This is a genomic window from Variovorax sp. PBL-H6, assembly GCF_901827155.1.
Lineage (GTDB): Bacteria > Pseudomonadota > Gammaproteobacteria > Burkholderiales > Burkholderiaceae_C > Variovorax.
Genome location: NZ_LR594659.1, coordinates 3,936,426 through 3,957,797, shown reverse-complemented (window position 1 = coordinate 3,957,797; position 21,372 = coordinate 3,936,426). Strand labels below are relative to the sequence as shown.

21 protein-coding genes are annotated in these 21,372 nt (G+C 67.2%); 14 read left to right on the top strand and 7 right to left on the bottom strand.

Translation table 11 applies throughout. From position 1 onward, the window contains the following. The first annotated feature begins 70 nt into the window (after positions 1–70). Positions 71–493 (top strand): FHA domain-containing protein, encoded by a 423-nt coding sequence (locus G3W89_RS18735; protein WP_162575592.1) that lies wholly within the window; start codon positions 71–73, stop codon positions 491–493. Here the strand turns inward: G3W89_RS18735 and G3W89_RS18730 are convergent. Next, positions 480–1,445, bottom strand: a complete 966-nt coding sequence (locus tag G3W89_RS18730; protein ID WP_162575591.1) for a Bug family tripartite tricarboxylate transporter substrate binding protein — start codon at positions 1,443–1,445, stop codon at positions 480–482. The two genes, G3W89_RS18735 and G3W89_RS18730, sit on opposite strands and share 14 nt — an antisense overlap. An 83-nt stretch (positions 1,446–1,528) precedes the next feature. On the opposite strand from G3W89_RS18730, the gene G3W89_RS18725 reads away from it, so the two are divergent. After that, positions 1,529–1,759 carry a hypothetical protein gene (locus G3W89_RS18725; protein ID WP_162575590.1) on the top strand — a complete coding sequence of 77 codons (231 nt, stop codon included), beginning with the start codon at positions 1,529–1,531 and terminating at the stop codon, positions 1,757–1,759. Between the two features lie 4 nt (positions 1,760–1,763). Next, on the top strand, positions 1,764–2,909 hold the full coding sequence (locus G3W89_RS18720; protein ID WP_162575589.1) for a CaiB/BaiF CoA transferase family protein: 1,146 nt from the start codon (positions 1,764–1,766) through the stop codon (positions 2,907–2,909). Between the two features lie 28 nt (positions 2,910–2,937). Here the strand turns inward: G3W89_RS18720 and G3W89_RS18715 are convergent, their stop codons facing one another. Both G3W89_RS18715 and G3W89_RS18710 read right to left on the bottom strand, forming a co-directional pair. Next, entirely contained in the window at positions 2,938–3,909 is a 972-nt protein-coding gene (locus G3W89_RS18715) for a Bug family tripartite tricarboxylate transporter substrate binding protein (protein ID WP_162575588.1), read from the bottom strand. Positions 3,910–3,968: 59 nt separating this feature from the next. After that, a complete protein-coding gene (locus tag G3W89_RS18710; RefSeq protein ID WP_162575587.1) occupies positions 3,969–4,511 on the bottom strand; it encodes a nuclear transport factor 2 family protein in 543 nt (180 codons plus the stop codon). A 72-nt stretch (positions 4,512–4,583) separates the two neighbouring features. On the opposite strand from G3W89_RS18710, the gene G3W89_RS18705 reads away from it, so the two are divergent. Continuing rightward, complete coding sequence (locus tag G3W89_RS18705; RefSeq protein ID WP_162575586.1) at positions 4,584–5,900, top strand: CaiB/BaiF CoA transferase family protein; 1,317 nt, start codon at positions 4,584–4,586, stop codon at positions 5,898–5,900. Further along, entirely contained in the window at positions 5,897–6,466 is a 570-nt protein-coding gene (locus G3W89_RS18700) for a DUF2889 domain-containing protein (RefSeq protein ID WP_162575585.1), read from the top strand. The genes G3W89_RS18705 and G3W89_RS18700 overlap by 4 nt, the downstream gene beginning before the upstream one ends. Positions 6,467–6,474: 8 nt before the next feature. On the opposite strand, the gene G3W89_RS18695 is transcribed toward G3W89_RS18700, so the two are convergent. Together G3W89_RS18695 and G3W89_RS18690 are read right to left on the bottom strand one after the other, a co-directional pair. Then, positions 6,475–7,467, bottom strand: coding sequence for a Bug family tripartite tricarboxylate transporter substrate binding protein (locus G3W89_RS18695; protein WP_162575584.1), 993 nt, complete (start codon positions 7,465–7,467; stop codon positions 6,475–6,477). A gap of 38 nt (positions 7,468–7,505) precedes the next feature. Next, positions 7,506–7,823 (bottom strand): NIPSNAP family protein, encoded by a 318-nt coding sequence (locus G3W89_RS18690; protein WP_162575583.1) that lies wholly within the window; start codon positions 7,821–7,823, stop codon positions 7,506–7,508. A 112-nt stretch (positions 7,824–7,935) separates the two neighbouring features. Here G3W89_RS18690 and G3W89_RS18685 point away from each other — a divergent pair, with 112 nt between their 5' ends. Genes G3W89_RS18685 through G3W89_RS18665 form a run of 5 tightly spaced genes read left to right on the top strand, consistent with a single transcriptional unit; the run spans position 7,936 to position 11,748 of the window. Continuing rightward, the gene (locus G3W89_RS18685; RefSeq protein ID WP_162575582.1) at positions 7,936–8,616 is read left to right on the top strand and encodes a nitroreductase; all 681 of its coding nucleotides are present in this window, start codon (positions 7,936–7,938) and stop codon (positions 8,614–8,616) included. Continuing rightward, positions 8,616–9,800, top strand: coding sequence for a thiolase family protein (locus G3W89_RS18680; RefSeq protein ID WP_162575581.1), 1,185 nt, complete (start codon positions 8,616–8,618; stop codon positions 9,798–9,800). Before G3W89_RS18685 ends, G3W89_RS18680 begins: the two co-directional genes overlap by 1 nt. After that, positions 9,797–10,186 carry a Zn-ribbon domain-containing OB-fold protein gene (locus G3W89_RS18675; protein WP_162575580.1) on the top strand — a complete coding sequence of 130 codons (390 nt, stop codon included), beginning with the start codon at positions 9,797–9,799 and terminating at the stop codon, positions 10,184–10,186. The genes G3W89_RS18680 and G3W89_RS18675 overlap by 4 nt, the downstream gene beginning before the upstream one ends. Positions 10,187–10,202: 16 nt before the next feature. After that, the gene (locus G3W89_RS18670; RefSeq protein WP_162575579.1) at positions 10,203–11,171 is read left to right on the top strand and encodes a Bug family tripartite tricarboxylate transporter substrate binding protein; all 969 of its coding nucleotides are present in this window, start codon (positions 10,203–10,205) and stop codon (positions 11,169–11,171) included. A 10-nt stretch (positions 11,172–11,181) separates the two neighbouring features. Further along, a complete protein-coding gene (locus tag G3W89_RS18665; protein ID WP_162575578.1) occupies positions 11,182–11,748 on the top strand; it encodes a nuclear transport factor 2 family protein in 567 nt (188 codons plus the stop codon). 7 nt (positions 11,749–11,755) lie between these two features. Here the strand turns inward: G3W89_RS18665 and G3W89_RS18660 are convergent, their stop codons facing one another. Then, positions 11,756–14,359 (bottom strand): CaiB/BaiF CoA transferase family protein, encoded by a 2,604-nt coding sequence (locus tag G3W89_RS18660; protein WP_162575577.1) that lies wholly within the window; start codon positions 14,357–14,359, stop codon positions 11,756–11,758. Positions 14,360–14,429: 70 nt separating this feature from the next. Between G3W89_RS18660 and G3W89_RS18655 the strand changes: the two genes are divergently transcribed. Both G3W89_RS18655 and G3W89_RS18650 read left to right on the top strand, forming a co-directional pair. Continuing rightward, a complete protein-coding gene (locus G3W89_RS18655) occupies positions 14,430–15,431 on the top strand; it encodes a Bug family tripartite tricarboxylate transporter substrate binding protein (RefSeq protein WP_162575576.1) in 1,002 nt (333 codons plus the stop codon). Positions 15,432–15,439: 8 nt separating this feature from the next. Further along, positions 15,440–17,092, top strand: coding sequence for an AMP-binding protein (locus G3W89_RS18650; protein WP_162575575.1), 1,653 nt, complete (start codon positions 15,440–15,442; stop codon positions 17,090–17,092). Here G3W89_RS18650 and G3W89_RS18645 read toward each other — a convergent pair. Further along, positions 17,013–17,864 carry a FadR/GntR family transcriptional regulator gene (locus tag G3W89_RS18645; protein WP_162575574.1) on the bottom strand — a complete coding sequence of 284 codons (852 nt, stop codon included), beginning with the start codon at positions 17,862–17,864 and terminating at the stop codon, positions 17,013–17,015. The genes G3W89_RS18650 and G3W89_RS18645 overlap by 80 nt on opposite strands. 84 nt (positions 17,865–17,948) lie before the next feature. Here G3W89_RS18645 and G3W89_RS18640 point away from each other — a divergent pair, with 84 nt between their 5' ends. After that, positions 17,949–18,815 carry a branched-chain amino acid ABC transporter permease gene (locus G3W89_RS18640; protein WP_162575573.1) on the top strand — a complete coding sequence of 289 codons (867 nt, stop codon included), beginning with the start codon at positions 17,949–17,951 and terminating at the stop codon, positions 18,813–18,815. Then, the gene (locus G3W89_RS18635; protein ID WP_162575572.1) at positions 18,815–21,370 is read left to right on the top strand and encodes a branched-chain amino acid ABC transporter ATP-binding protein/permease; all 2,556 of its coding nucleotides are present in this window, start codon (positions 18,815–18,817) and stop codon (positions 21,368–21,370) included. Before G3W89_RS18640 ends, G3W89_RS18635 begins: the two co-directional genes overlap by 1 nt. Positions 21,371–21,372 lie beyond the last annotated feature (2 nt).

Sequence of the window (21,372 nt, the reverse complement as noted above, 5' to 3'; positions counted from 1 at the left end):
TCCTACACGGCCGGATCTGCCGGGAGGGTAGTCTGACCTCGCTGCCTGCCGCTCAGCAGGAAGGCCAACCATGCCGACTCTGATCCTGACCATGCTGGAAGGGCGGACCCAAAGCGTTGCATTCACGCTCAAGCCGGGAAGGAACACGCTCGGCCGCAGCGGCCGCAACGATGTCGTCCTCGACTCGCTCTTCACCAGCCGCGAGCACGCGGCGATCGTCGTCGAGGCAGCCTTCACGACACTCTCCGATCTCGGCAGCCAGAACGGCAGCTTCGTCAACGGCGAGCGCGTCGAGACGCAGGTGCTTGTGGAAGGCGATGTCATCCGCCTAGGCGGCTGCGAACTGCGCTTCGTCTCGGACAACCAGCAGTTCAGCGAAGTCGAGGCGCGCGGCCCGTCGTCGGTGCCCAACTGGCTGTCCGATGAAGGCAGGGAGCATGCGCCGACGGCGCCGGATGTGCCGGCCGGCCCGCGGAAAGTCAGTCCATCGTGATGTTGTTGGCCTTGACCACCTTGCCCCATAGCGCGTGGTCCTTGCGGATGATGTCGGCCAGCGCCTGGGTGCCCGTCGTCGGCACCACGTTGACGCCGCGGATCTTCTCCTGGATCTCGGGCATGGCGACGACCTGCGCGATGGCCTCGCTCAGCCTGGCGATCACCTGCAGCGGCGTGCCGGTGCGCGCGACCAGGCCGAACCAGGTTTCGGTGTCGTAGCCGGGAACGACCTCGCTGATGCTCGGCACGTCCGGCAAGAGCGGGCTGCGCTTCGCCGTCGATACGCCCAGCACGCGCATCTTTCCTTCCTTGACGAAGCCGCTGGTCACGGAGGATGGCGTCGACAGCATGTACTTCGTCTGGCCCGACAACAGCGCCTGCGCCGCCGGGCCGGCGCCGGGGTAGGGGACCATGACCATGTCCTTGATGCCGGCCGCATCGTGGAAGGCAACCATGGCCAGCTGCCCGACGCCTCCGAGTGCCGATGCACCCCATTCCAGCTTGCCCGGGTTCGCGCGCGCGTACTGCACGAAGTCCTTCAGCGTGTCCGGCGTCGATGGATTCGTCATCAGCACCATGGGCGAGGTGCCGATCAGGCTCACCGGCACGAAGTCCTTCAGCGCATCGTAGGCCGGCTTGCGCTGGACCAGCGGCACCGTCACCAGGCCGCTGCCGTGCAGCAGGAAGGTATAGCCGTCCGCCGGTTGGCTGGCGACGTACTGCGAGGCGATGGCACCGCCGGCGCCGGCCTTGTACTCGATGACGATGGGCTGGCCCAGCAGTCTGGCCAGCGGCTCCTGCAGATGGCGGCCCAGCACGTCGTTGGTACCGCCTGCCGCAGCGGGCACGATGAAGCGCACCGGCCGGTCGGGCCAGCTTCCCTGCGCATGGATCGAGGCGGCGAAGAATGCGAGGGCCGTGAATGCGAGCAGGTTGCGGCGGTGCAGCATGGAATGTCTCCGGTTTTGGTTCCAATAGAGTATAATGGTAATACCATTTATGTTGAAGGCGGAAAGCATTCAAGGAAACCCGTATGACCAAGACCATTCCTGAACGCGTCTTCCAGGTGAAGGACGCTGGCGGCCGCGCTTACCGTGTCACCCGCTATGCCTGGCTCGACAACGTCGCTGCAGAAGGCCGGCCTGAAGAATGGAAGGAGACCTGGCATCTGCTGATGACCGAGAACGGAGGCTTCCTGGACCCGGTGGGTGAAGGGCGCTACGTGGTCGACGGCACCGGCACTGTCGTCGAGTCGGTGGACTAGCGTGATGACTCGCGCAGGCGGACCGCTGAGCGGCCTCAGGGTGGTGGAGATGGCCGGCCTCGCGCCGGGTCCCTTCGCTGCCATGATGCTCGCCGACATGGGCGCGCAGGTGCTTCGCATCGACCGACCCGATCCGGCGCCGCGCGCGATGCCGCAGCGCTTCTATTTCACAGACCGCAACCGCCGCTCGATCGCGGTCGACCTCAAGTCGCCGGATGGCGTTGCGTTGGTCAGGCGGCTCGTGGCCGGGGCGGATGCGCTCATCGAAGGCTTTCGGCCCGGCGTGATGGAGCGGTTGGGACTGGGGCCGGAAGCTTGCCTCGCGATCAATCCGAAGCTGGTCTACGGCCGCATGACGGGGTGGGGCCAGGAGGGTCCGATGGCCATGGCGCCGGGGCACGACATCAACTACATCGCGCTCGCCGGCGCACTGGAGGCGATCGGCGAGGCGGATGGCCCGCCGGTCGTGCCGCTCAACCTGGTCGGCGACTTCGGCGGCGGCGGCATGTACCTCGCCTTCGGCATCGCGTGCGCGCTGATCGAAGTCGGGCGCTCCGGCAAGGGCCAGGTCGTCGACGCGGCGATGGTCGACGGCGCGGCCTCGCTCATGACCTATTTCTTCGGCCATCGCGCGGGCGGTGCCTGGCCGGGGAGGGGACGCAGCGTGACCGGCGGCGGCTCGCCCTTCTACGCGGTGTATGAGACGCGAGACGGCAAGTACGTCAGCATCGGCTCGGCCGAGCCGAAGTTCTACGCCGAGCTGCTGCGCCAGACCGGGCTCGATAACGCAGGCCTGCCCGATCGGAGCGACCGCGCCAACTGGCCCGTCATCCGCGCACAGTTGGCCGAGGTGTTCCGCGCCCATACGCGTGACGAGTGGTGCGCACGGCTCGAGGCGAGCGAAACCTGCTTCGCGCCCGTCCTCAGCATGGAAGAAGCCGCCGCCCACCCGCACAACCGCGCGCGTGGCACCTTCGTCGAGGTCGACGGCATGGTGCAGCCGGCGCCGGCGCCGCGCTTCTCCCGGACTCCGGCTGCCGAGCCGGTCCCGGGCGTCGAACCCGGCGTCGACCTGCAGGCGGCGCTGGCGGGATGGGGCCTGGAGCCCGAAGAGATCGACAGGCTCGCCGCGGCCAGCGTCGTGAGTTGAATGCGATCCTTCAGACGACCGGCAGCCCTCAGTCCAGCTTGATGCGGGTGCCCGCAATGAACTTCTTCCAGCGCGCGGTGTCGCTCACCACGATCCGGTTCATGTACTTCGAACTGGTGTCCTCCGGCGGATCGACGCCGATGTCCTTCATCCGTGCACGGATCGAAGGCGTTTTGACCATCGCGTCCACAGCTGCGTTCAGCCGCTCGATGGCTTCGGGCGCCGTGCCGGCAGGTGCGGCCAGGCTGTACCAGGTGTCCACGAAGAAGCCCTTGACGCCTTCCTCCTCCATGGTCGGGATGTCCGGTGCCGCGCCCAGGCGCACCTTGCCGGTGACGGCGAGGGCGCGCAGGCGCCCGGCGCGCACCTGCGGCAGGACGGCCGTGTCGACGAACATGAAATCGAGCTGCCCGCCGAGGAGGTCGACGACGGCCGGGCCGCTGCCACGATAGGGCACATGCACCACGGGCACGCCCGTCAGCTGCCTGAACATCTCGCCCGAAAGATGGGGCGTGGAACCGTTGCCGGCCGAGCCGTAGAACACCTTGCCCGGCTTGGACTTCGCCAACTCGATCAGGTCCTTGACCGACTTCACCGGGCTGTTGGCGTTGACCACCAGCACGTTGGAGGAGGTGAACACCATCGACACCGGCGAGAAGTCCTTCAGCGGATCGAAGGGCAACTTGTCGTACAGGCTGGGGTTGATGGTCATGGTGCTGTTCACCGCCATCAGCAACGTGTAGCCGTCGGGAGCCGCCTTCGCAACCACGCCCGCGCCCAGCGCACCGTTGGCGCCGGGCCTGAAGTCCACGACGATGCGCTGGCCGAGTGCCGGACCCAGCGCGTCGCTCACCATGTTGCCGAAGGTCGAGCCCATGCCGCCGGGCGGATACGGCACCACCAGGGTAATGGGCTTTTCGGGATAGGCGGCCCATGCGGGGGCGGCGAGCACGAGGCAGGCAATGGAAGCTTGAATGAAAGTCCGAACGAAAAGGCGCATGCGGTTGTCTCCGGCTGGAAGTTCTTTGGTTATCGGAAGTCGGTATCAGATGGGAGGTGTCAGTTCGTGCTCCAGTTCAGGTATTCGGTGTCCGGGTGGTCCAACCAGTCGGGCGTGGCTTGCAGCCGACCCATCAGTGCGCGAGGACTTTCATTCGGCACGGCATCGATGCGAAGTCGCGTCAGGCGCAGGAAGCTGATCTTCCATTCGCCATCCTCGCCGCGGTACTCTTCCTCGTAGTGGCCGTAGCCGCGAAAGCCGCGATGACCGGGCGTCTCCTTGGCAAGGCTTCCGTCCTGCCACTCCACGTAATCCTCCATGGCCCATACGCCGCGCGCCGAGGCGGGGCCGGTCAGCACGATCTCCGGCATGTGGCAGTGGTGCACGGAGATCGTGTTCTGCAGGCGCGCGGACACGCCGCTCACGAAAGTCGCGACGTCCGCGCCCGCGGGGGCGGAACCCAGGCCCTCGAAGCGGCAGTCCTCGGTGAAGAGGGAGGGCAGCCGCGTCCATTGCTTGGTGTCGATGTAGCGGCAGTAGCGCGCCTTGACGCTCCGGATCCGCTCCATGCTCAACAGGTAGTAGTGGTCGTCGATGATCATGGGGAACCTTTGCGTTGACGAGGGAGTGGATTTCAGTATAATGGTCTTACCAATGAATGACAAGGCCAGGCAATGACCACTCTTCAGTTCGACCGTTTCGAAGCCGAGCTTCCTCCGCATGTGCCGCGACCCGCCGGTGCGCCCACCGCGCTCGAGGGCATTCGCGTGGTGGACTTCACTCATTTCATTGCGGGGCCGTTCGCCACGACCATCATGGCGGAGATGGGGGCCGACGTGATCAAGGTCGAGACGCCCGGGCGCGGAGACGAGTTCCGTCATTACCCGCCGGTGCATCCCGAGATGCCCGCCCAGGGCGCGCCGCACATGTGGACCAACCGGAACAAGCGCAGCGTCGCACTGAACCTGAAAACGCCGGAAGGACTGGCAGTCGTGCGCGAGCTGATCGCCGGGGCCGACGTGGTGGTGGAGAACTTCTCGACCGGCGTGATGGCCCGCTTTGGCCTGGACTATGAAAGCTGCCGCAAGATCAATCCGAAGCTCGTCTACTGCTCGGTATCCGCCTACGGCCGAGAGGGCGAGTTCGCGGACCGCCTCGGCTTCGATCCGATCGCCCAGGCCGAGAGCGGCTTCATCTCCATGAACGGCTACGGCGACCGCCAGGGCGTGCGCACGCTCTCGCCGGTGGTCGACATCAGCACCGCGATGATGGCGTGCAATGCGATCCTCGGCGCGCTCATCGCGCGCGGCCGCACCGGCGAAGGACAAGCCATCGAGGTCGCGCTGTTCGACAACGCCGTGCTGATGACCGGCTACGCCTCGATGCAACACCTGTTCTCGGGCGTCGACCCGCAGCGGCATGGCAACACGAGTCCCGACACCTGTCCGTCCGGCGTGTTCCAGTCCAAGGACAAGCCCTTCTATATCAACTGCGGCAACGACAAGATCTTCCATCGGCTCGTCGAACAGGTGCTGGAGCGTCCCGACCTGGCCGACGATCCGGTGCTGTCGGACCGCAATGGCCGCATCTCCCGCCGCGACGAGCTGTTCAAGCTGTTGGAGGAGGCTTTCGCCCAGCAGCCCTGGTCGCATTGGCAGCCGCGCATGCGCGCGGCCTCCATTCCCTGCGGCGAGGTGCGCACCGTGGGCGAAGCACTGCGTTCGAAGGAGGCCAGGGCACGCGGCCTGCTCACGCGCATTCCCCATCCGGTGGTGGGCTGGATGCCCAACATTGCGATGCCGTTCCGTTTCTCGGGCACGCCGGTCGTTGATCCGGTCGCAGCCCCGTCCGTGGGCCAGCATACGGACGAGGTGCTGGGGGAGGTGCTCGGCTATGACGCGACCCGCCTGGCAGCGTTGCGCGCCACCGGCGCCTTGAGTGCGACGCCGCCGCGCAAGGCCCACATGCCGGCGGAGCCAGCCGCTGCATGAAACGCCTCAGTGCTCCGGCCCCGCGCGCGCTGCTGCACACGCGCGAGGTCCAGTGCCTGGGCTACGAGCGCGACGACGGCTTCTGGGAGATCGAAGGCCGCCTGTCCGACGTGCGCACGCACGACCTGGACGACTCGCGCGGCAACGCGGCGCGCAATGCGGGCGAGCCGATTCACCTGATGTCCCTGCGCATCACGCTCGACGACAGCTTCACCATCCTTGGCGCCGAGGCCGTTTCGCACCAGACGCCGTATGAGGATTGCGTGCAGATCAATGCTGCCTACAAGCAGCTCGTGGGACTGCGCATCGAGGCCGGTTTCACTCAGGCGGTGAAGGCGCGTTTTCGGGGCACCAACGGGTGCACCCACCTGACCGAACTGCTTGGCCCGATGGCCACGACTGCGTTCCAGGCGATCCGGCCCGCTCTGGAGCGGCGCCGGCTCGCCCATGGCCTGCAGGCCCTCGACGACGGGCCGCGGCCGGCTCTGCTCGACAGCTGCCACGCTCTACGGCGCGGCGGACATGCTGCCCTGGTGCGCTGGGGCAGCGTAGGGCAGAAGGACTGAGTCGCGGCTCACTCCGGCTGGATGCCCTTGGCCTTGATGAGGGCCTGGAAGCGTGCGCCTTCCTTGTCCACCAGCGCCCTGAACTCGGCAGGCGTGGTGCTCCTCGGCTCGTTGCCGGACTTGGAAAGGCTCTCGCGCAGCGCTGGATCTGTGAGTGCCACCTTCATGCCCTCGGCCAGCCTGGTCACCACCGCGTCGGGAGTGGCCGGCGGCGCGACCAGGCCGAAGAAGATCTCGGTGGTCATCGACGGCAGGCCCATCTCGGCCATCGTCGGCACGTTGGGCAAGGCCTTCTCGCGACGCGGGCCGGTGACCGCCAGCGCCTTCAGTTTGCCCGAGCTGATGAGCGCCAGGTTTGAGGACAGGGCATCGAACAGGAACTGGACGTTGCCTCCCATGATCGCGTTGGCCGATTCGGCGCCGCCCTTGAAGGGCACGTGCAGGGCGTCGAATCCGGCCTCGGTCTTCAACAGTTCGGCCAGCAGGTGAAGGCTGCCGTTCACGCCGTTGGAGCCGAAGCTCAGCTTGCCGGGGTTGGCCTTGGCGTACGCGATCATGCCCTTGAGGTCGCTGAAGCCCAGGTCCGGCGCCGCCACCAGCACGAAGGACGAAGTGGTCCCGAGGCTTACCGGGATCATCGTCTGCACGTCGTAGCCGGGGTTCTTGTAGAGGTAGGGCGCGATGGCCATCACGCTGTTGCCGACCCACACCAGCGTGTAGCCGTCCGCGGGCGCCCGCGCGGTCTGCTGCATCGACAACGTGCCGGCAGCGCCCGCACGGTTCTCGATGACGACCGGCTGCCCCAGCACCTTGCCGAGCTGTGCGCCGATGAGGCGTGCGGTGAGGTCGGTCGTGCCGCCCGCGCCGGCGCCCACGAGGATCTTGATCGGCTTGCTCGGATAGGCATCCTGCGCGCGCAGCGGGAGCGCAAGGCCCAGCGCCGCGGCGCCGAGGCCGGCGGCCAGGAGGTGGCGGCGATGGAAATCGATGGAAAGGGGCATGGAATGTCTCGTGGCGTGGTTGTGAAAAAGGGTGTGCCTCAGCGGATCGGCGAGAACGAGGCCGGTATCAGCAGGCGGTTCGACATCGACTCGATCAACGGCCGGATCCGGGCGAGGTAGCGCTGCCAGGCCGGGTCGGCACCGAGCGCGGCACGGCGCGTCATGCGGTCCTCGAAGCTGTCGTAGCCCCAGAGATGCACCATGGTGTTGAGCGGACCGACTTCGGTATGGAAATAGCCCAGCATGCGCCCGAGGATCGCGCGCTGCACCTCGAGGCCCTCGGCTTCGTAGAGCGCCAGGTAGTCCTGCGGTCCATAGGGCATGCGCAGCGTGTAGCTGCGTTCCTCGACGATCATCTTTGGTGGTCTCCGCCGGGTAGGCTCGGTTGACAGTTTTTGGACCAGTTATTATATTGGTCAAACCATTAAGCATCAACGACATCGTGCCACGGCGCGAGACAGGAGCGCCATGAAAGAGCCCGCGGGCGAAGTGCTGGACCAACTGCTTCGGGAGCGGCACAGCTGCCGCGCCTTCCTTCCGAAGCCGGTACCGCGCGAGATCCAGGAGACCATCCTTGCCACTGCGCAGCGCAGCGCCTCGTGGTGCAATTCGCAGGCTTGGCAGGTCGTTGTCGCCTCGGGCGCTGCGGTCGAGCGCTTTCGCGCCGCGATGGTGGAGGCCGCGAGCTCCGGGCGAAGAGACAGCGACTTTCCCTTTCCTGCCGAATACACCGGCCGCTACCTGGAGCGCCGCCGCGAATGCGGCTTCCAGCTTTACAACGCCGTGGGCGTCGAGCGTGGCGACAAGGCTGGCTACGAGCAGCAGACGCTCGAGAACTTTCGCCTCTTCGGCGCGCCGCATGTCGCCGTCCTCAGCAGCGACCCGGGCCTGGGCGTCTATGGCGCGGTCGACGTGGGGGCCTACGTGCAGGCAGTGTTGCTGGCCATGCAGGCCCACGGCATCGCCGCCATTCCGCAGGCCGCGCTGGCGAGCCAGAGCACGCTGGCAAAGTCGCTGCTCGGCATCGCGCCTGAACGCCTGATGGTCTGCGGCATCTCCTTCGGCTACGAGGACACGGCGCATCCGGCCAACAGCTACCGCACGCGCCGCGCGAAGCTGGCGGATGCCGTTTCCTGGGTGGACCACTGATGAAGCTGCTCGACAGCCGCGGCCTTGCCATCGTCGGCTACGCCGAAACCAAGCTCGTGCGTCGCAGCGGCCGCAGCGCCTTGTCGCTGGCCGGCGAAGCGGTGAACCACTTGCTCGCCCGCACCGGCGTCGAGCGCAGGCGCATCGACGGCTTCGCCACGACCCTGGCCATGTCGGAGGGCGGCAATCCCTTCTACAGCAACCTGATGGCGGAGGGCCTGGGCCTGTCGGTGTCGTGGTGCCAGGCGACCGACATCGGCGGTGCTTCGTCCGGAGCCAACATCATCCGCGCGGGCATGGCGATCGAGGCGGGCATGTGCGAGATCGCTCTGTGCGTGGCCGCCGACGCGGTGACCACGCAGGACCGCTCGGTGCAATCCGGCCATCGCACCGAGTACTGCGACCCGGCCGGCTACGCGGGACCGCTGAGCGCCTTCGCGCTGCTCAGCTCCGTCTACGATCACCGCTACGGCCTGCCGCACGATGCGCTGGCGAAACTGGCGGTGACGCAGCGCAATGGCGCGCTTCTGAACGACAACGCCTGCGATGTGCTGCGCAAGCCGCTGACCGAACAGGACTACCTGGATTCGCGCATCGTGTCGGACCCGTTGCGCATCCTCGACTGCGTCATGCGTTGCGACGGGGCGAGCGCGGTCCTCGTCATGTCGACGCGCCTCGCCAAGGAAATGGGCTTCGAGACGATGGTGCATCCGGTGTCGTACGCCGAGCGCATCAACTTCGACCCGCGCGAGGAGCAGGGCGGCGACATCCTGCAGAGCGGCTTCACGGACGTCGGTCCCCGTGCTTTCAAGGCCGCGGGCATGAAGCCGGCAGACGTGCAGATGCTGCACTGGTACGACGATTTCCTGATTGCCTTGATCCTGCAGCTCGAGCAGACCGGCTTTTGCGGCCCCGGCGAGGGAGGCGCCTTCGTGAAGGCGCATGACATGGGCTTTGCAGGCGAGCTGCCGCTCAACACCGGTGGGGGCCAGATCTCGGCCGGCCAGCCGGGCCTTGCAGGCGGCGGCGTGAACCTGATCGAGTGCCTCCGCCAGATGTTCGGCGAGGCCGGAGCGCGCCAGGTTCGGCGGCATGCCAATGCGATGCTCACCGGCATCGGCGTTCTATCTTATGCGCGCAACTGGGGAACGAGCAGCGTCATGCTGCTGGAGCGCGGCCGATGAAACAGACACCTTCCCACCACAGCGACCTGGGCGCCCCTTTCTGGCAGGGCCTGAGGGAACGCAAGCTGATGCTGCAGTTCGACGCGGTCAGCAGTCGGGCGCAGTTCTATCCGCGGCCGCAAAGCCTCTACAGCGAAGCCGGCGTGGAATGGCGCGAAGCCAGCGGACGCGGAACCATCCTGGCCCTGACCTTGAGCCGCGTGTCGCCACCGCATCTCGCGGGCGAAGTGCCCTATCCGCTCGCGCTGGTCGCGCTCGAAGAGGGACCGCGCATGTTGGCGCGCATCGTCGCGCCCTACGAGAACCTGGCCATCGGCCGGGCCGTCGAAATTGCCTGGGACGCCGGCGGCAGCGAACCGTCATTCCCTGTCTTCAGGCCTTCTTGAACTCCAGGAGACAACCATGATTTCACGCCGCCAGCTCATGGGCGCCGCAGCCCTGGCGAGCCTGCCGTACGGCATGGCCCGCGCGCAGGGCTTCCCCAGCAAGCCGATCCGCATCGTCGTGCCCTTTGCAGCAGGCGGCACGGGCGACGTGCTGTGCCGCAACCTCCAGGAGCCGCTGCAGCGCCTGCTCGGCCAGCCGATCGTTATCGACAACCGCCTGGGGGCCAGCGGAACGATGGGCACGCAGTACGTCAAGAACGCGGCGCCCGATGGCTACACCCTGCTGCAGGCGGGCAACAGCACCATCACCACCTCCCTGATGCAGAAGACGGCCGGCTACGACGCCATCAAGGACCTCGCGCCGGTGGCCAATGTCGCCACGACGCCGATGGTGTTCCTGCTCAATCCGGTGATTCCGGCCAACAGCATCGCCGAGCTGATCGCGTATGCGAAGGCACGCCCTGGCGAGCTCGAGTACGCCTCCGCCGGTCGCGGCTCGCTGGGCCACCTGACGAACGAGCTCTTCAACCAGATGGCCGGCCTGAAGATGGTCTACGTGCCCTACCAGGGTTCGTCGCAGGCCACGAACGCGGTGCTCGCGGGCGACGTCAAGGTCGTGATCACCACGCCGTCCGACGCGATCAATGCCTTCGTCAGCACCGGCAGGCTGCGCATGCTCGGCGTGTCCTCGCCCCAGCGCAGCCCGCTGCTGCCGAATGTGCCCGCCATTGCCGAGTCGCTGCCCGGGTTCAGCGTGCTCGCGTGGTTCGGCCTGGCCGCACCGGCGGGCACGCCGCCGGATGTGATCGCTCGGCTCAACGATGCGGTGAACAAGGCAGTGGCCGAGACCGCCATGCAGGAAAAGCTCAGGGGCCTGGGCATGACACCGAAGCCTGGCAATGCGGCCGCGTTCGGCGAGCTGATCCGCAACGACCAGCAGATCTGGATGCGCGTGATGCAGCAGGCCAATCTTTCGCCCGAATGAGGAGACGACGATGAACGACTACAGCCCGGAGCGCATCGCTGACCGCATGGCGATCCAGGACACCATGTACCGCTGGTGCCGCTCGGTGGACCGGCTCGACTTCGACGCGATGCGCACCGTGTTCCATCCCGATGCGGTCGACCACCACGGCGCGTTCGACGGCGGCGTGGACGGCCTCATCGACTGGATCCGCAACCGCCATCGAGACATTCCCTTCTCGATGCATGCGGTGAGCAACATGCTGATCGAGTTCGCCGGCCTCGATCTCGCGCTGGTCGAGACCTACGTGCGCACCACCCAGCGCTATCCGGCCGAAGCCGCGCAGGCGCTCGCGCAGCTCGCCGGCGGCAAGGCGCCGGAAGGTGCCATGGACCTCATGACCTGCTCGCGCTATGTCGATCGCTTCGAGCGCCGCAACGGGGAGTGGAAGATCCTCGAGCGCACGCTGGTCGCGGATTGGAAGCAGGTGGCGCCCGTAGCGCCCGACGCGCCCAGGCCCGTGCCCGGATGGGCCTCCGGCCGCCGGGATCAGGAGGATTTCGTGTTCAAGGAGCGCCGCGCGCTGGGCCTCGGCTGATCCTCGATCAGATCACGTCGTCCTCGGCGAACGAGCGGATCGCTGCCGTCGAATAGCCGAGCAGTTCGCCCAGGATGTATTCGTTGTCCTCGCCGTAGAGCGGCGCGCCGCGCACCGGCAGGCCGCCCATGTGCGAGGGCGTATGCGACAGCTTGAACGGCATTTCCGTGACCGGCCAGGTGCCGATGCGCGGCGCCGTGACCTCCGTCATCCATTGCTCGTGCGCGAGCTGCGGGTCCCGGTCGCATCGGTCTTCGGCGGTCTGGCACACGCCCGCTGCAACGCCGGCAGCCTGCAGCCTGGCCATGCAGTCATAGGCCTCCTGCGTCGCGGTCCATTGTTCGACCAGGGCATCGAGTGCATCCTGGTGCGCCAGGCGCGACGCGAGCGACGCGAAGCGCGGATCGAGCGCGAACTCCGGCAGCCCGCTGGCGCGCACGAAGGCGTCCCAATCGTCCTGCGTGAAGCACGCGATCGCGATCCATCGGTCCTCGCCCCGGCAGCGGTAGGCGCCGTGCGGTGCCGCCGGCACATAGGGCGAGCGGTTGCCGGTGCGCTTCCATTCGCGGCGCTTCAACACCCATTCGAGCACGTTGACGCCGCAGACCATGAGGCCGCTCTCGCACTGCGAGGCGTCGATCCACTGGCCTTCGCCGGTGCGGTTGCGATGCAGCAACCCGGCGAGGATGGCCTGTGCGAAGGAGTAGGCGCCGATCCAGTCGAGGTACGAATAGCCCCAGCCCGCAGGCGGCGCGGGCTCGGGCAGGCCCGACATCTCCGAGAGGCCGGTGAAGGCGGCAGCGATCGGGCCTACGGTACGCATGCGCCCATAGCTGCCGTTCGCGCCCATCCCCGACTGCTGCACGTAGATGATGTCGGGCCTGATCGATTTCATCGCCTCGTAGCCGAGGCCCCAGCGCTCCATCACGCCAGGCGAGAAGCCCTCCGCGACCACGTCGCTGATCGCGACGAGCCTGCGTGCGATGTCGAGCCCGCGCGGATCGCGGATGTTCAGAGAGAGGCCGCGCTTGCCCGCGTTCTTGTGGTTGAAATGGCCGCCCATCTCGGGCATGTTCACGCCAGGCAGCACACCGGTCGCGGCGCGCCGGGCCTCGCGTCCGCCCACGGGCGCGTTCGCGCCCATCCGGGCGTCGGCATTGGCCTTCCACTCGACCTTCAGGCATTCGGCGCCGAGCGCGGTGACCATCCGCGTGCCGCCCGCCGAGGCGAGGAACCACGAGAAGTCGAGGATGCGTATGCCCTGCAACGCAAAGGGCTTGCCGCGCGCAGACAGCCCTGGCTTGCCCGGAATCGGACGGCGTGGCTGCGCCACGACCCGCGGGCGTGCTTCGCTCAACACCTGTTCGCTGTGTTCGCCCAGAAAGGGCGCGCGCCGCCGCGCCTGCCATCGCGTGGCAGTGCTCATCCACTTGCCGCCGGGGTAGGGCAGGGAGCGCCCGAGCTCCGGGTGCTCGATGAAGGCGTAGCTCCGGCGCGCCTGCCAGTGCGGGTCGTCGAGGTTCTCGTGCGGCTTGCGCAGCGGCGCCCACATGAGGCCATGTTCCTGCGCCGCATGCCAGGGCAGATCGCGATGGAGAAAGCAGCGCACGAATCGCTGCACCACCTCGAAGACATGCGCCCTGTGCTCGTCGAAGGGAGTTGCGCCAGGCACGTCGCGCGCCTTCGGATCGCGCCGGCCGTCAGGCGGTTGGAGGTCGTACGCCATGCCGTATTCATCGAGAAAACGAACGAGATTGCCTTCGTCGCCTGCCGTCACCATCCAGCCCAGGTTCCAGCGCCCGTCCTTCGTCTGGGCGAGCGGGCTCGCGCGGTTGGGCAGCTCCGCCGAATGCCGGCAGGTCTGGCGGTGCTGTGCGGCGGCGCGCATCACCCAGTTCATCAGGTCCATCTCGGTCGATGTCGCGACGGCCGTGTGCACCGCGCAGGACACATCCTGCCCGCGTCCGGTCGCATCGCGCGAAACCAGTGCCGCCAGGATGCCGACCAGCGCCTGTTCGCAGGCGATGTGGCTGGCGTGAAAGGCCTGGGGTGCGATCGGCGGAAGGTCGTAGCGGCCCGCGGGATCGGGGTCATAGCCGCAGTTCATCATCACGCCGCCGAGTGCCAGGTGCACGATGTCGCCGGCCTTGAAATCCTTCCATGGCCCGTTGTCGCCGAAAGGGGTGATGCGCGCGGTGATCAATGAAGGAAATCGCTCGCCGAGCGCCGCGATGTCCATGCCGGTGAGACGGGCGAGCTCGTCGAGACGGCCGCAAAGAAGCACGTCGGTGCCTTCGAGCAGGCGCATCAGCGCGGCCTGGCCGTCCGTGCGCTCGAGATCGAGCACCACGGAGCGCTTGTCGCGGTTGTAGTTCCAGAAGAAGAGCGATCGCTCGGGATCGGCTGCATCGTCCGCGAACGGACCGATGCGCCGGGACGGGCTGCCCTCCGGCGGCTCGATCTTCACCACGTCCGCACCGAGGCCTGCCAGCAGAAGCCCGCAATAGTCGCCGACCTCGCCAGAGATCTCCAGCACCTTCAATCCCTGCAACGCGCCGGGTGCATCGGCAGGTTGGAACCGGTGCGCCGCGCTCTCGTCCTTCTGGCTCATGGCAAATGCTAAATGATTGAATGGATGGACCAATTAGCGTAACATGCCTGCGAGCTCCATGGAGACATGCATGACCTTCCGCTTCGATCGCACCCGCCGTCTCATCGCCGCCGTCCTCGCCACGGAGGCGCTCGTGTTCCTCGGCGCCGGCCAGGCCCTCGCGCAGGATGCCGAATACCCCCGCAAGCCCGTCACGATCGTTGTTCCGTTCACCGCCGGCGGCGCCACCGACCTGTCGGCTCGCCTGGTCGCGCAACTCCTCTCGGCGCAGCTGGGCCAGCCGTTCGTGGTGGAGAACCGGGCCGGCGCGAGCGGCATGATCGGCATGGGCGCGGTCGCGCGCGCTGCGCCCGACGGCTACACGCTTGGATGGGGCGGCAACAGCCCGATGTCGGTGTCGCCGCACCTCAGCAGGAATCCGCCCTACGACCCGGGCAAGGCCTTCGCGCCGATCAGCCTGGCGGCGATCTCGTCCTGGATCATGGTCACCCGGCCGGAGCTGCCGGTCACGAGCGTCGCCGAGTTGGTCGGCCTGGCGAAGAAGGAGCCGGGCAAGCTCAGCTTCGCGTCCTCGGGCAACGGCAGTGCACCGCACCTGCTGGGAGAACTGTTCAAGACCTCGGCCGGCATCGACATGCTGCACGTGCCTTTCAAGGGCGAGATCGACGGCTTCAACGCCATGATGGCGGGGCAGGTCGACATGATGCTGGGCTCGACTTCCTCGGCCTCCGCCCTCGTCAAGTCGGGCCGACTGAAGGGCCTGGCAGTGACCACGCCGAAGCGCGATGCTGCGGTGCCCAACCTGCCGACCGTTGCCGAGGCCGGTGCGCCCGAGCTGACATTCGAGATCTTCTTCGGCCTCGTCGGGCCGGCCGGGCTGCCGCCGCCCATCGTGGCGAAGCTGGCCGCCGCGATGAAACAAGCCGTGGCCGACCCGAACTACCGCCAGACGATGGAGAAGGCCGGCATCCACGCCACCAGCAGCACGCCGGCGGACTTTCAGGCGCTGCTTGCACAGCACAACCAGCGCTGGCTCGCGATCATCAAGCGCAACAACATCACCTCCGACTAAGGACTCTCGTGACTTCCAATCTCGCTGCGGTGGGCGCGGACACTTACGCGCTGCGCGACCTCACCTTCCCCAAGGTCCTTCAGCGACAGGCGAACGATTCGCCCGACAAGGTCTTCCTCACCGAAACGGCCACCGGCCGGCGCTTCAGCTTTCGTGAGATGGACCTCTGGTCCAACCGCGTGGCCAATGCGCTGGCCGACCTGGGCGTGGCCAGGGGCCGCCACACCGGCGTGCTGATGGGCAACTCGGCCGAGCACCTGGCGATCTTCTTCGGCATCGGCAAGCTGGGCGCTGTCTCGGTGCCGGTGAACACGGCTGCGCGAGGCGAGCTGCTGCGCTACTACCTGACCCAGTCGGATTGCGATTCGGTGGTGGTCGATGACGCGCTGGTGGATCGCCTGGCCGAGGTGCTGCCGCAACTGCCGCTGGTCAGGCGGGTGCTGGTGGTGCGCACCGCCGAGGCCGCTGCGCATGCACTGGCTGCGTCGCCGGCGTGCGAGGTGGCCGACTTCGAGACCTGCATCGCGTCGGCCGGCGATGCGCCTCGGGGAGCGGAGGTGAAGTGCTCCGACCTGCTGATGCTGGCCTACACCTCCGGGACCACCGGGCCGTCGAAGGGCAGCATGCTCTCGCACGCTGCCGCGCTGACCTACGGGACCAGCGCCGCTGAAGCCCAGGGCTACCGGACGTCGGATGTGTTCTACGTTTGCCTGCCTCTGTTCCACAACAACGCGCTGCTCGCGGCCACGGCGGCGGCGCTGGTTTGCGGAGCGTCGGTGGTGCTGTCGCGGCGCTTCTCGGTGTCGAAGTTCTGGGGCGAGATCCGCGAGTCGCACGCCACCATCACCAACTTCCTCGGTGCAATGTCCAGCTTCCTGTGGAGCAGTCCGCCCTCGCCGGACGACGCGGACAACGACCTGCGCCTCGTGAGCATGGCGCCCACCCCGAAGTACGCGGCCGAGTTCGAGAAGCGTTTCGGGCTCAAGGCCATGAACAACTATGGCCTGTCCGATTTCGGGATGGTGACCTCGTTCACCGCGAACGAGCCGCGCGAGAAGCTCGGCTCTATCGGGAAGCCGCGCCGCGGATTTCGGGTGAAGATCGTCGACGAAGACGACTTCGAGCTGCCGGCCGGTGAGGTCGGCGAGATGGTGCTGCAAAGCGACGACCCATGGCGCGCGACCAACGGCTACTACAAGATGCCGGAGGCGACGCTGGCTGCCAACCGGAACCAGTGGTTCCACACCGGTGATCGCGGCATGATCGATGCCGACGGCTACTTCTGGTTCGTCGACCGCAAGAAGGACTGCATCCGCCGCCGCGGCGAGAACATCTCAGCCTTCGAGGTCGAGCAGATCATCGCCACCCATCCCGAGGTCGCCAATGCCGCGGTGTTTCCGGTGGCCACGCAGACCAACGACGAGGAGGTCGGCGCGGTCGTCGTCCTCAAGTCTGGCGCTGCCGTGAGCGAGAAGGAACTGGTGGAGCACTGCCAGCGCAACATGGCCTACTTCATGGTGCCGCGCTATATCCAGTTTCGCGACCAGCTGCCGACGACCGTGAACCAGAAGGTCGAGAAGTTCAGGCTCCGGAGCGAACTCGAGCGCGACCTTTCGAAGGCTTGGGACCGCGAGGCGGCCGGGTTGGTGCTGGCGCGCTAGCCGTCACCGGCGCCGTTGCCGGAACGCCGGGCGGCAATCCGCGCGCCTTGACCATGTAGCCCTGATGCAGCTTGGTGAGCGCCGACGTCATCTCCTTGACCGCCTTTTCCGCATCGCGCTTGCGCAAGTGCGCGAGCAGGCGCCTGCGCGAGGGCAAGGTGTAGGTCTGGTCCTCGGTGGGACCGATCGCCTTCACGAACTGGCGCGTGATCTCCATGATGCCCTCGGTCGTGGCCAGCAGGATGGGATTGTGGGTCGCCTTCGCCAGCAGGACATGGAAAGCCTGGTGGTGCCTGGTCCGTTCCTCGAAGTTGCCGGCCTTGTCCATCTCTGCCGCGAGCGCGACGGTCTTCTCGAGCGCCTGCAGGTCTTCCTCGGTCATGCGCTCGCAGGCCATGCGAATCACCGCTGAGCTGACCGAGATGCGCGCCTCGGTCAGGTGCTCCGGCGTGATGGCGCCGAGGAAGTAGAGATCGCGCATGCCGTTGACCACGGCGTTCGAACTGCCGGGCAGCACGAAGGCGCCGCCGGCCGAGCCAAGCTTGAGCTCGAGCAGCCCGCTCAGCTCCAGCGCGCGCAGCGCCTCGCGCATGGTGTTGCGGCTGACGCCGAACATCTGCGCCAGGTTGCGTTCGGGCGGCAGCTTGTCGCCCGGTTTGAGCTTGCCCTCCGAGATGCTGCGCCGGAGCTGGCTCGCAACCTCCTGGTAGATGCGCTGGGGACTGATGGGCTCGATGCCGAAACTGGAAGGGGTCTTGCCGAATGAGTTCATGGCGCGATGGTAGTGAGGGTTCATCCGCATGCTTGGGAGTACCCAGGCGTTGAACAATGGTTGGGCCAATGATAGATTAGGACAATGCTCGACGCCATTCTTTCCCAGACCGTGAACGGCCTCGTGCTGGGCTTCCTCTTCGTCCTGATCTCAATCGGCCTGTCGATCGTGTTCGGCCTGCTGGGAATCGTGAACATTGCCCACGGCGCGTTCTTCGCGCTCGGTGCCTATTTCGCCCTGACACTGCAGCAGCGCTTCGGCTGGCCGGCCGTGGTGTTCGCGCCCATCGGCGTCGGCATCGTCGGCATCGTGGTCGAGCGCGTGCTGGTGCGAAGGCTCTATGGCAAGGATCCGCTGATGACGCTGGTGCTGACCTTCGCGTTGTCGCTGTTCATCGAGGCGCTCATCCGCACGATCTGGGGTTCGAGCGCCCAGCCGCTCACGCCGCCGGCGGTGTTGTCGGGCTTCATCGAATACGGGCCGGTGCTCACCACGACCTATCGGGTGGCCGTGCTCGGCATCACCGTGGCGATCCTGGTCGCGCTCTGGGCCTTTCTCTCGTTCACTCCCTACGGCCGCATCCTGCGCGCCGGAAGCCGTGATCCGCAGATGGTGGGCATGCTGGGCATCAACCTGCCGCTGGTGCTCACCGGCGCCTTCGGCGTCGGCTGCATGCTGGCAGGCGCAGGCGGCGTTCTGGCCGCGCCGCTGTGGTCGGTCACGCCAGGCATGTCGGCTCAGGCCATCATGCCGGCCTTCGTGATCGTCACCATCGGCGGGCTCGGCTCCTATGGCGGCGCCGTGGTCGCCGGCTTGCTGGTGGGGCTGGTGACGGCCATGACCACGCAGTTCTATCCGCAGGCCGCCGGCGTGGCGATGTACCTGCTCATGGCTGCCATTCTGCTGGTGCGCCCGCGCGGCCTCTTCGGCGAACACTGGGAACACTTCTGATGAAAGCCTTGTGGAAGCATCCGGTCGCGCAGGTCGCGGCCGTGCTGGTCCTGATGAGTCTTCTGACGCTCGTCACGCATCTGCCGCTGGGGCGGGTGACCCAGATCGCGATCTACGTGCTCTATGCCGCGGGCATCGGCCTGCTCGTGGGCTACCTGGGCCTGGTTCCCTTCGGCGGCTCGGTGTTCTTCGGCCTCGCGAGCTACGCGGCGGCGCTTTCGCTGCTGCACTGGTTCGGCAACGTCAACGAGTTCGCGGGGCTCGCATTCTCGGTGCTCTTCACCGTGCTGGTGGCGCTGCCGGTCGGGGCGCTCATTCTTCGGCGCAAGGGCCTGTACTTCTCGCTGCTGAGCCTCGCCTGCACGCAGATCTGCTTCGAGATCGCCTACAAGTGGACCGACCTGACCGGCGGGGAGAACGGCCTGCAGCGCGTACCGCGTCCGGTGCTCGATTCGGCCTTCGGCTTCCATGTGTTCGTGGTCCTGGTGGTGCTGGCTTCGCTGTGGCTCATGTGGCGGCTCGTGCATTCGCCGCTGGGACGCCTGTTCCAGGCGATCCGCGACAACGAGCAGCGTGCCGCCAGCCTGGGCTACGACGTCTATCGGGTGAAGCTGGTGGGCTTCACCGTATCGGCCGCGATCACCGGCCTCGCCGGCGGGATGCTCGCGCTATTCATGCGCGGCGTCTATGCCAATCCGCTGAGTTGGGAGCACGCCGCTGATGCGCTCCTCATGACCGTGCTGGGCGGCATGCACCACTTCATCGGCGCGCTGTGGGGCGCGATCCTCTTCATCGTGCTCGAAGACCAACTCGGTGCGCTGCTGAACAACTGGTGGCTGGTGTTCGCGCCCATCCTCATCCTGGTGACGCTGGCCGCGCCGGAGGGCATCCACGGCCTGATACGCCGCATCTGGGGTGGCAAGGGCTGGACACTGGTGCGCAACGGCATCCCGCCGCGGCCGCAGCGGATCGCGCCCTATGCGCCCGAAGCCGTCCGAGAGGCTGGAGGGAGTGACGCGCGGGCGCTGTTGACGGTACGCGGGCTCAGCAAGAAGTTCGGTTCGCTCACGGTGGCTTCGGGCTACGACTTTGACGTCCACGCAGGCACGCTGCACAGCTTCATCGGGCCGAACGGCGCCGGCAAGACCACCTTCTTCAACATGCTGAGCGGCGTGATCGCGCCGGATTCCGGCGAGGTGCGTTTCCTCGAGCAAGACATTACCCGACTGCCGATGCACAAGCGCATCCGCCTGGGCCTGGCGCGGTCGTTCCAGATCGTGAGCGTGTTCACCAACTTGACGGCCTTCGAAAACGTCCGCATCGCGGTGCAGGCGACGCGCCCCGACCGCCATGCGTTCTGGCGCGACGCGCATGGATCGGCGGCAACCAACGGCCGCACCTGGTCGATCCTTGCCGCGGTCGGGCTGGTGGACAAGGCCGGCGAGCTGTGCACCGACCTGTCGCACGGCGAGCGCCGGCTGCTCGAGATCGGCATCACGCTGGCGACGCAGGCGCGCCTGTTGCTGCTCGACGAACCGCTGGCGGGCCTGGGGGAGGCCGACCGCGTCCGCGTCGCGGCACTGATCCAGGCGCTCGCGCGCTCCCACGCGGTGGTGCTGATCGAACACGACATCGACCGCGTGCTGGCCCTGTCCGACCGCATCACGGTGCTCCACCAGGGCCGCCTGATCGCCGACGGCAAGCCGGCCGAAGTGGCGGCCAATCCGGAAGTCGTCCGCGCCTACCTCGGCGCAGCGCCGGCTAGCGTGCATGCAGGCGTCGCGACCCGGAGCGACGCGCGCGCCCCGGCACGTACGCTGCTCGATGCCCGCGGCCTCGCAGCCGGCTATGGCGGCGGGCGCATCCTCGACGGGGTCGACCTGCGTGTCGGCGAGGGCGAGGCGGTCGCGCTGCTCGGCCGCAATGGCGTGGGCAAGACCACGCTGCTGCGCGCGCTCTACGGCATGATGCCGGTGAACGAGGGCAGCATCGAGTGGGACGGCAAGTCCATCGAGCGCCTGCGGCCCTTCGAGATCAACCGCCTCGGCATCTCGATGGTGCCCGAAGGCCGGCGGCTCTTTCCCAATCTCACGGTGCAGGACAACCTGCTGATCGCAGTGCGCAAGGGCGGCATGCCGCTGGAAGAAATCTTCGAGCTGTTCCCGCGGCTCGCGACGATCCGGAAGTCGCGCGCCGAAAGCATCTCCGGCGGCGAGCGTCAGATGGTGGCGATCGCGCGCGCACTGGTCGCACCCAGCCGCCTCATCCTGCTCGACGAGCCGTTCGAGGGACTGGCACCGGCCGTCGTCAACGAGGTGATGGCCGCCATCCTCAAGTTGCGCGGGCGGGTCGCGATGGTGCTCGTGGAGCACCACGCCGAACAGGTGCTCGCCATCGTCGATCGCGCAGTCGTGCTGGTCAACGGCCGTGTGGCCTACGAGGGGAGCGCGGCCGAACTTGCGGCCGACGCGCCCCTGCAGGCGCGTCTGCTCGGGCTGGTCGATCCCAAGCGCGAAGAAGAGGAAGCGGCGGAGGTCGCTTCGTGCCTTTCTTGAAT

Coding starts and splice junctions, on each gene's coding strand:
- G3W89_RS18735 (WP_162575592.1), top strand. CDS start 71: ATGCCGACTCTGATCCTGACCATGCTGGAAGGGCGGACCCAAAGCGTT.
- G3W89_RS18730 (WP_162575591.1), bottom strand. CDS start 1,445: ATGCTGCACCGCCGCAACCTGCTCGCATTCACGGCCCTCGCATTCTTC.
- G3W89_RS18725 (WP_162575590.1), top strand. CDS start 1,529: ATGACCAAGACCATTCCTGAACGCGTCTTCCAGGTGAAGGACGCTGGC.
- G3W89_RS18720 (WP_162575589.1), top strand. CDS start 1,764: ATGACTCGCGCAGGCGGACCGCTGAGCGGCCTCAGGGTGGTGGAGATG.
- G3W89_RS18715 (WP_162575588.1), bottom strand. CDS start 3,909: ATGCGCCTTTTCGTTCGGACTTTCATTCAAGCTTCCATTGCCTGCCTC.
- G3W89_RS18710 (WP_162575587.1), bottom strand. CDS start 4,511: ATGATCATCGACGACCACTACTACCTGTTGAGCATGGAGCGGATCCGG.
- G3W89_RS18705 (WP_162575586.1), top strand. CDS start 4,584: ATGACCACTCTTCAGTTCGACCGTTTCGAAGCCGAGCTTCCTCCGCAT.
- G3W89_RS18700 (WP_162575585.1), top strand. CDS start 5,897: ATGAAACGCCTCAGTGCTCCGGCCCCGCGCGCGCTGCTGCACACGCGC.
- G3W89_RS18695 (WP_162575584.1), bottom strand. CDS start 7,467: ATGCCCCTTTCCATCGATTTCCATCGCCGCCACCTCCTGGCCGCCGGC.
- G3W89_RS18690 (WP_162575583.1), bottom strand. CDS start 7,823: ATGATCGTCGAGGAACGCAGCTACACGCTGCGCATGCCCTATGGACCG.
- G3W89_RS18685 (WP_162575582.1), top strand. CDS start 7,936: ATGAAAGAGCCCGCGGGCGAAGTGCTGGACCAACTGCTTCGGGAGCGG.
- G3W89_RS18680 (WP_162575581.1), top strand. CDS start 8,616: ATGAAGCTGCTCGACAGCCGCGGCCTTGCCATCGTCGGCTACGCCGAA.
- G3W89_RS18675 (WP_162575580.1), top strand. CDS start 9,797: ATGAAACAGACACCTTCCCACCACAGCGACCTGGGCGCCCCTTTCTGG.
- G3W89_RS18670 (WP_162575579.1), top strand. CDS start 10,203: ATGATTTCACGCCGCCAGCTCATGGGCGCCGCAGCCCTGGCGAGCCTG.
- G3W89_RS18665 (WP_162575578.1), top strand. CDS start 11,182: ATGAACGACTACAGCCCGGAGCGCATCGCTGACCGCATGGCGATCCAG.
- G3W89_RS18660 (WP_162575577.1), bottom strand. CDS start 14,359: ATGAGCCAGAAGGACGAGAGCGCGGCGCACCGGTTCCAACCTGCCGAT.
- G3W89_RS18655 (WP_162575576.1), top strand. CDS start 14,430: ATGACCTTCCGCTTCGATCGCACCCGCCGTCTCATCGCCGCCGTCCTC.
- G3W89_RS18645 (WP_162575574.1), bottom strand. CDS start 17,864: ATGAACTCATTCGGCAAGACCCCTTCCAGTTTCGGCATCGAGCCCATC.
- G3W89_RS18640 (WP_162575573.1), top strand. CDS start 17,949: ATGCTCGACGCCATTCTTTCCCAGACCGTGAACGGCCTCGTGCTGGGC.
- G3W89_RS18635 (WP_162575572.1), top strand. CDS start 18,815: ATGAAAGCCTTGTGGAAGCATCCGGTCGCGCAGGTCGCGGCCGTGCTG.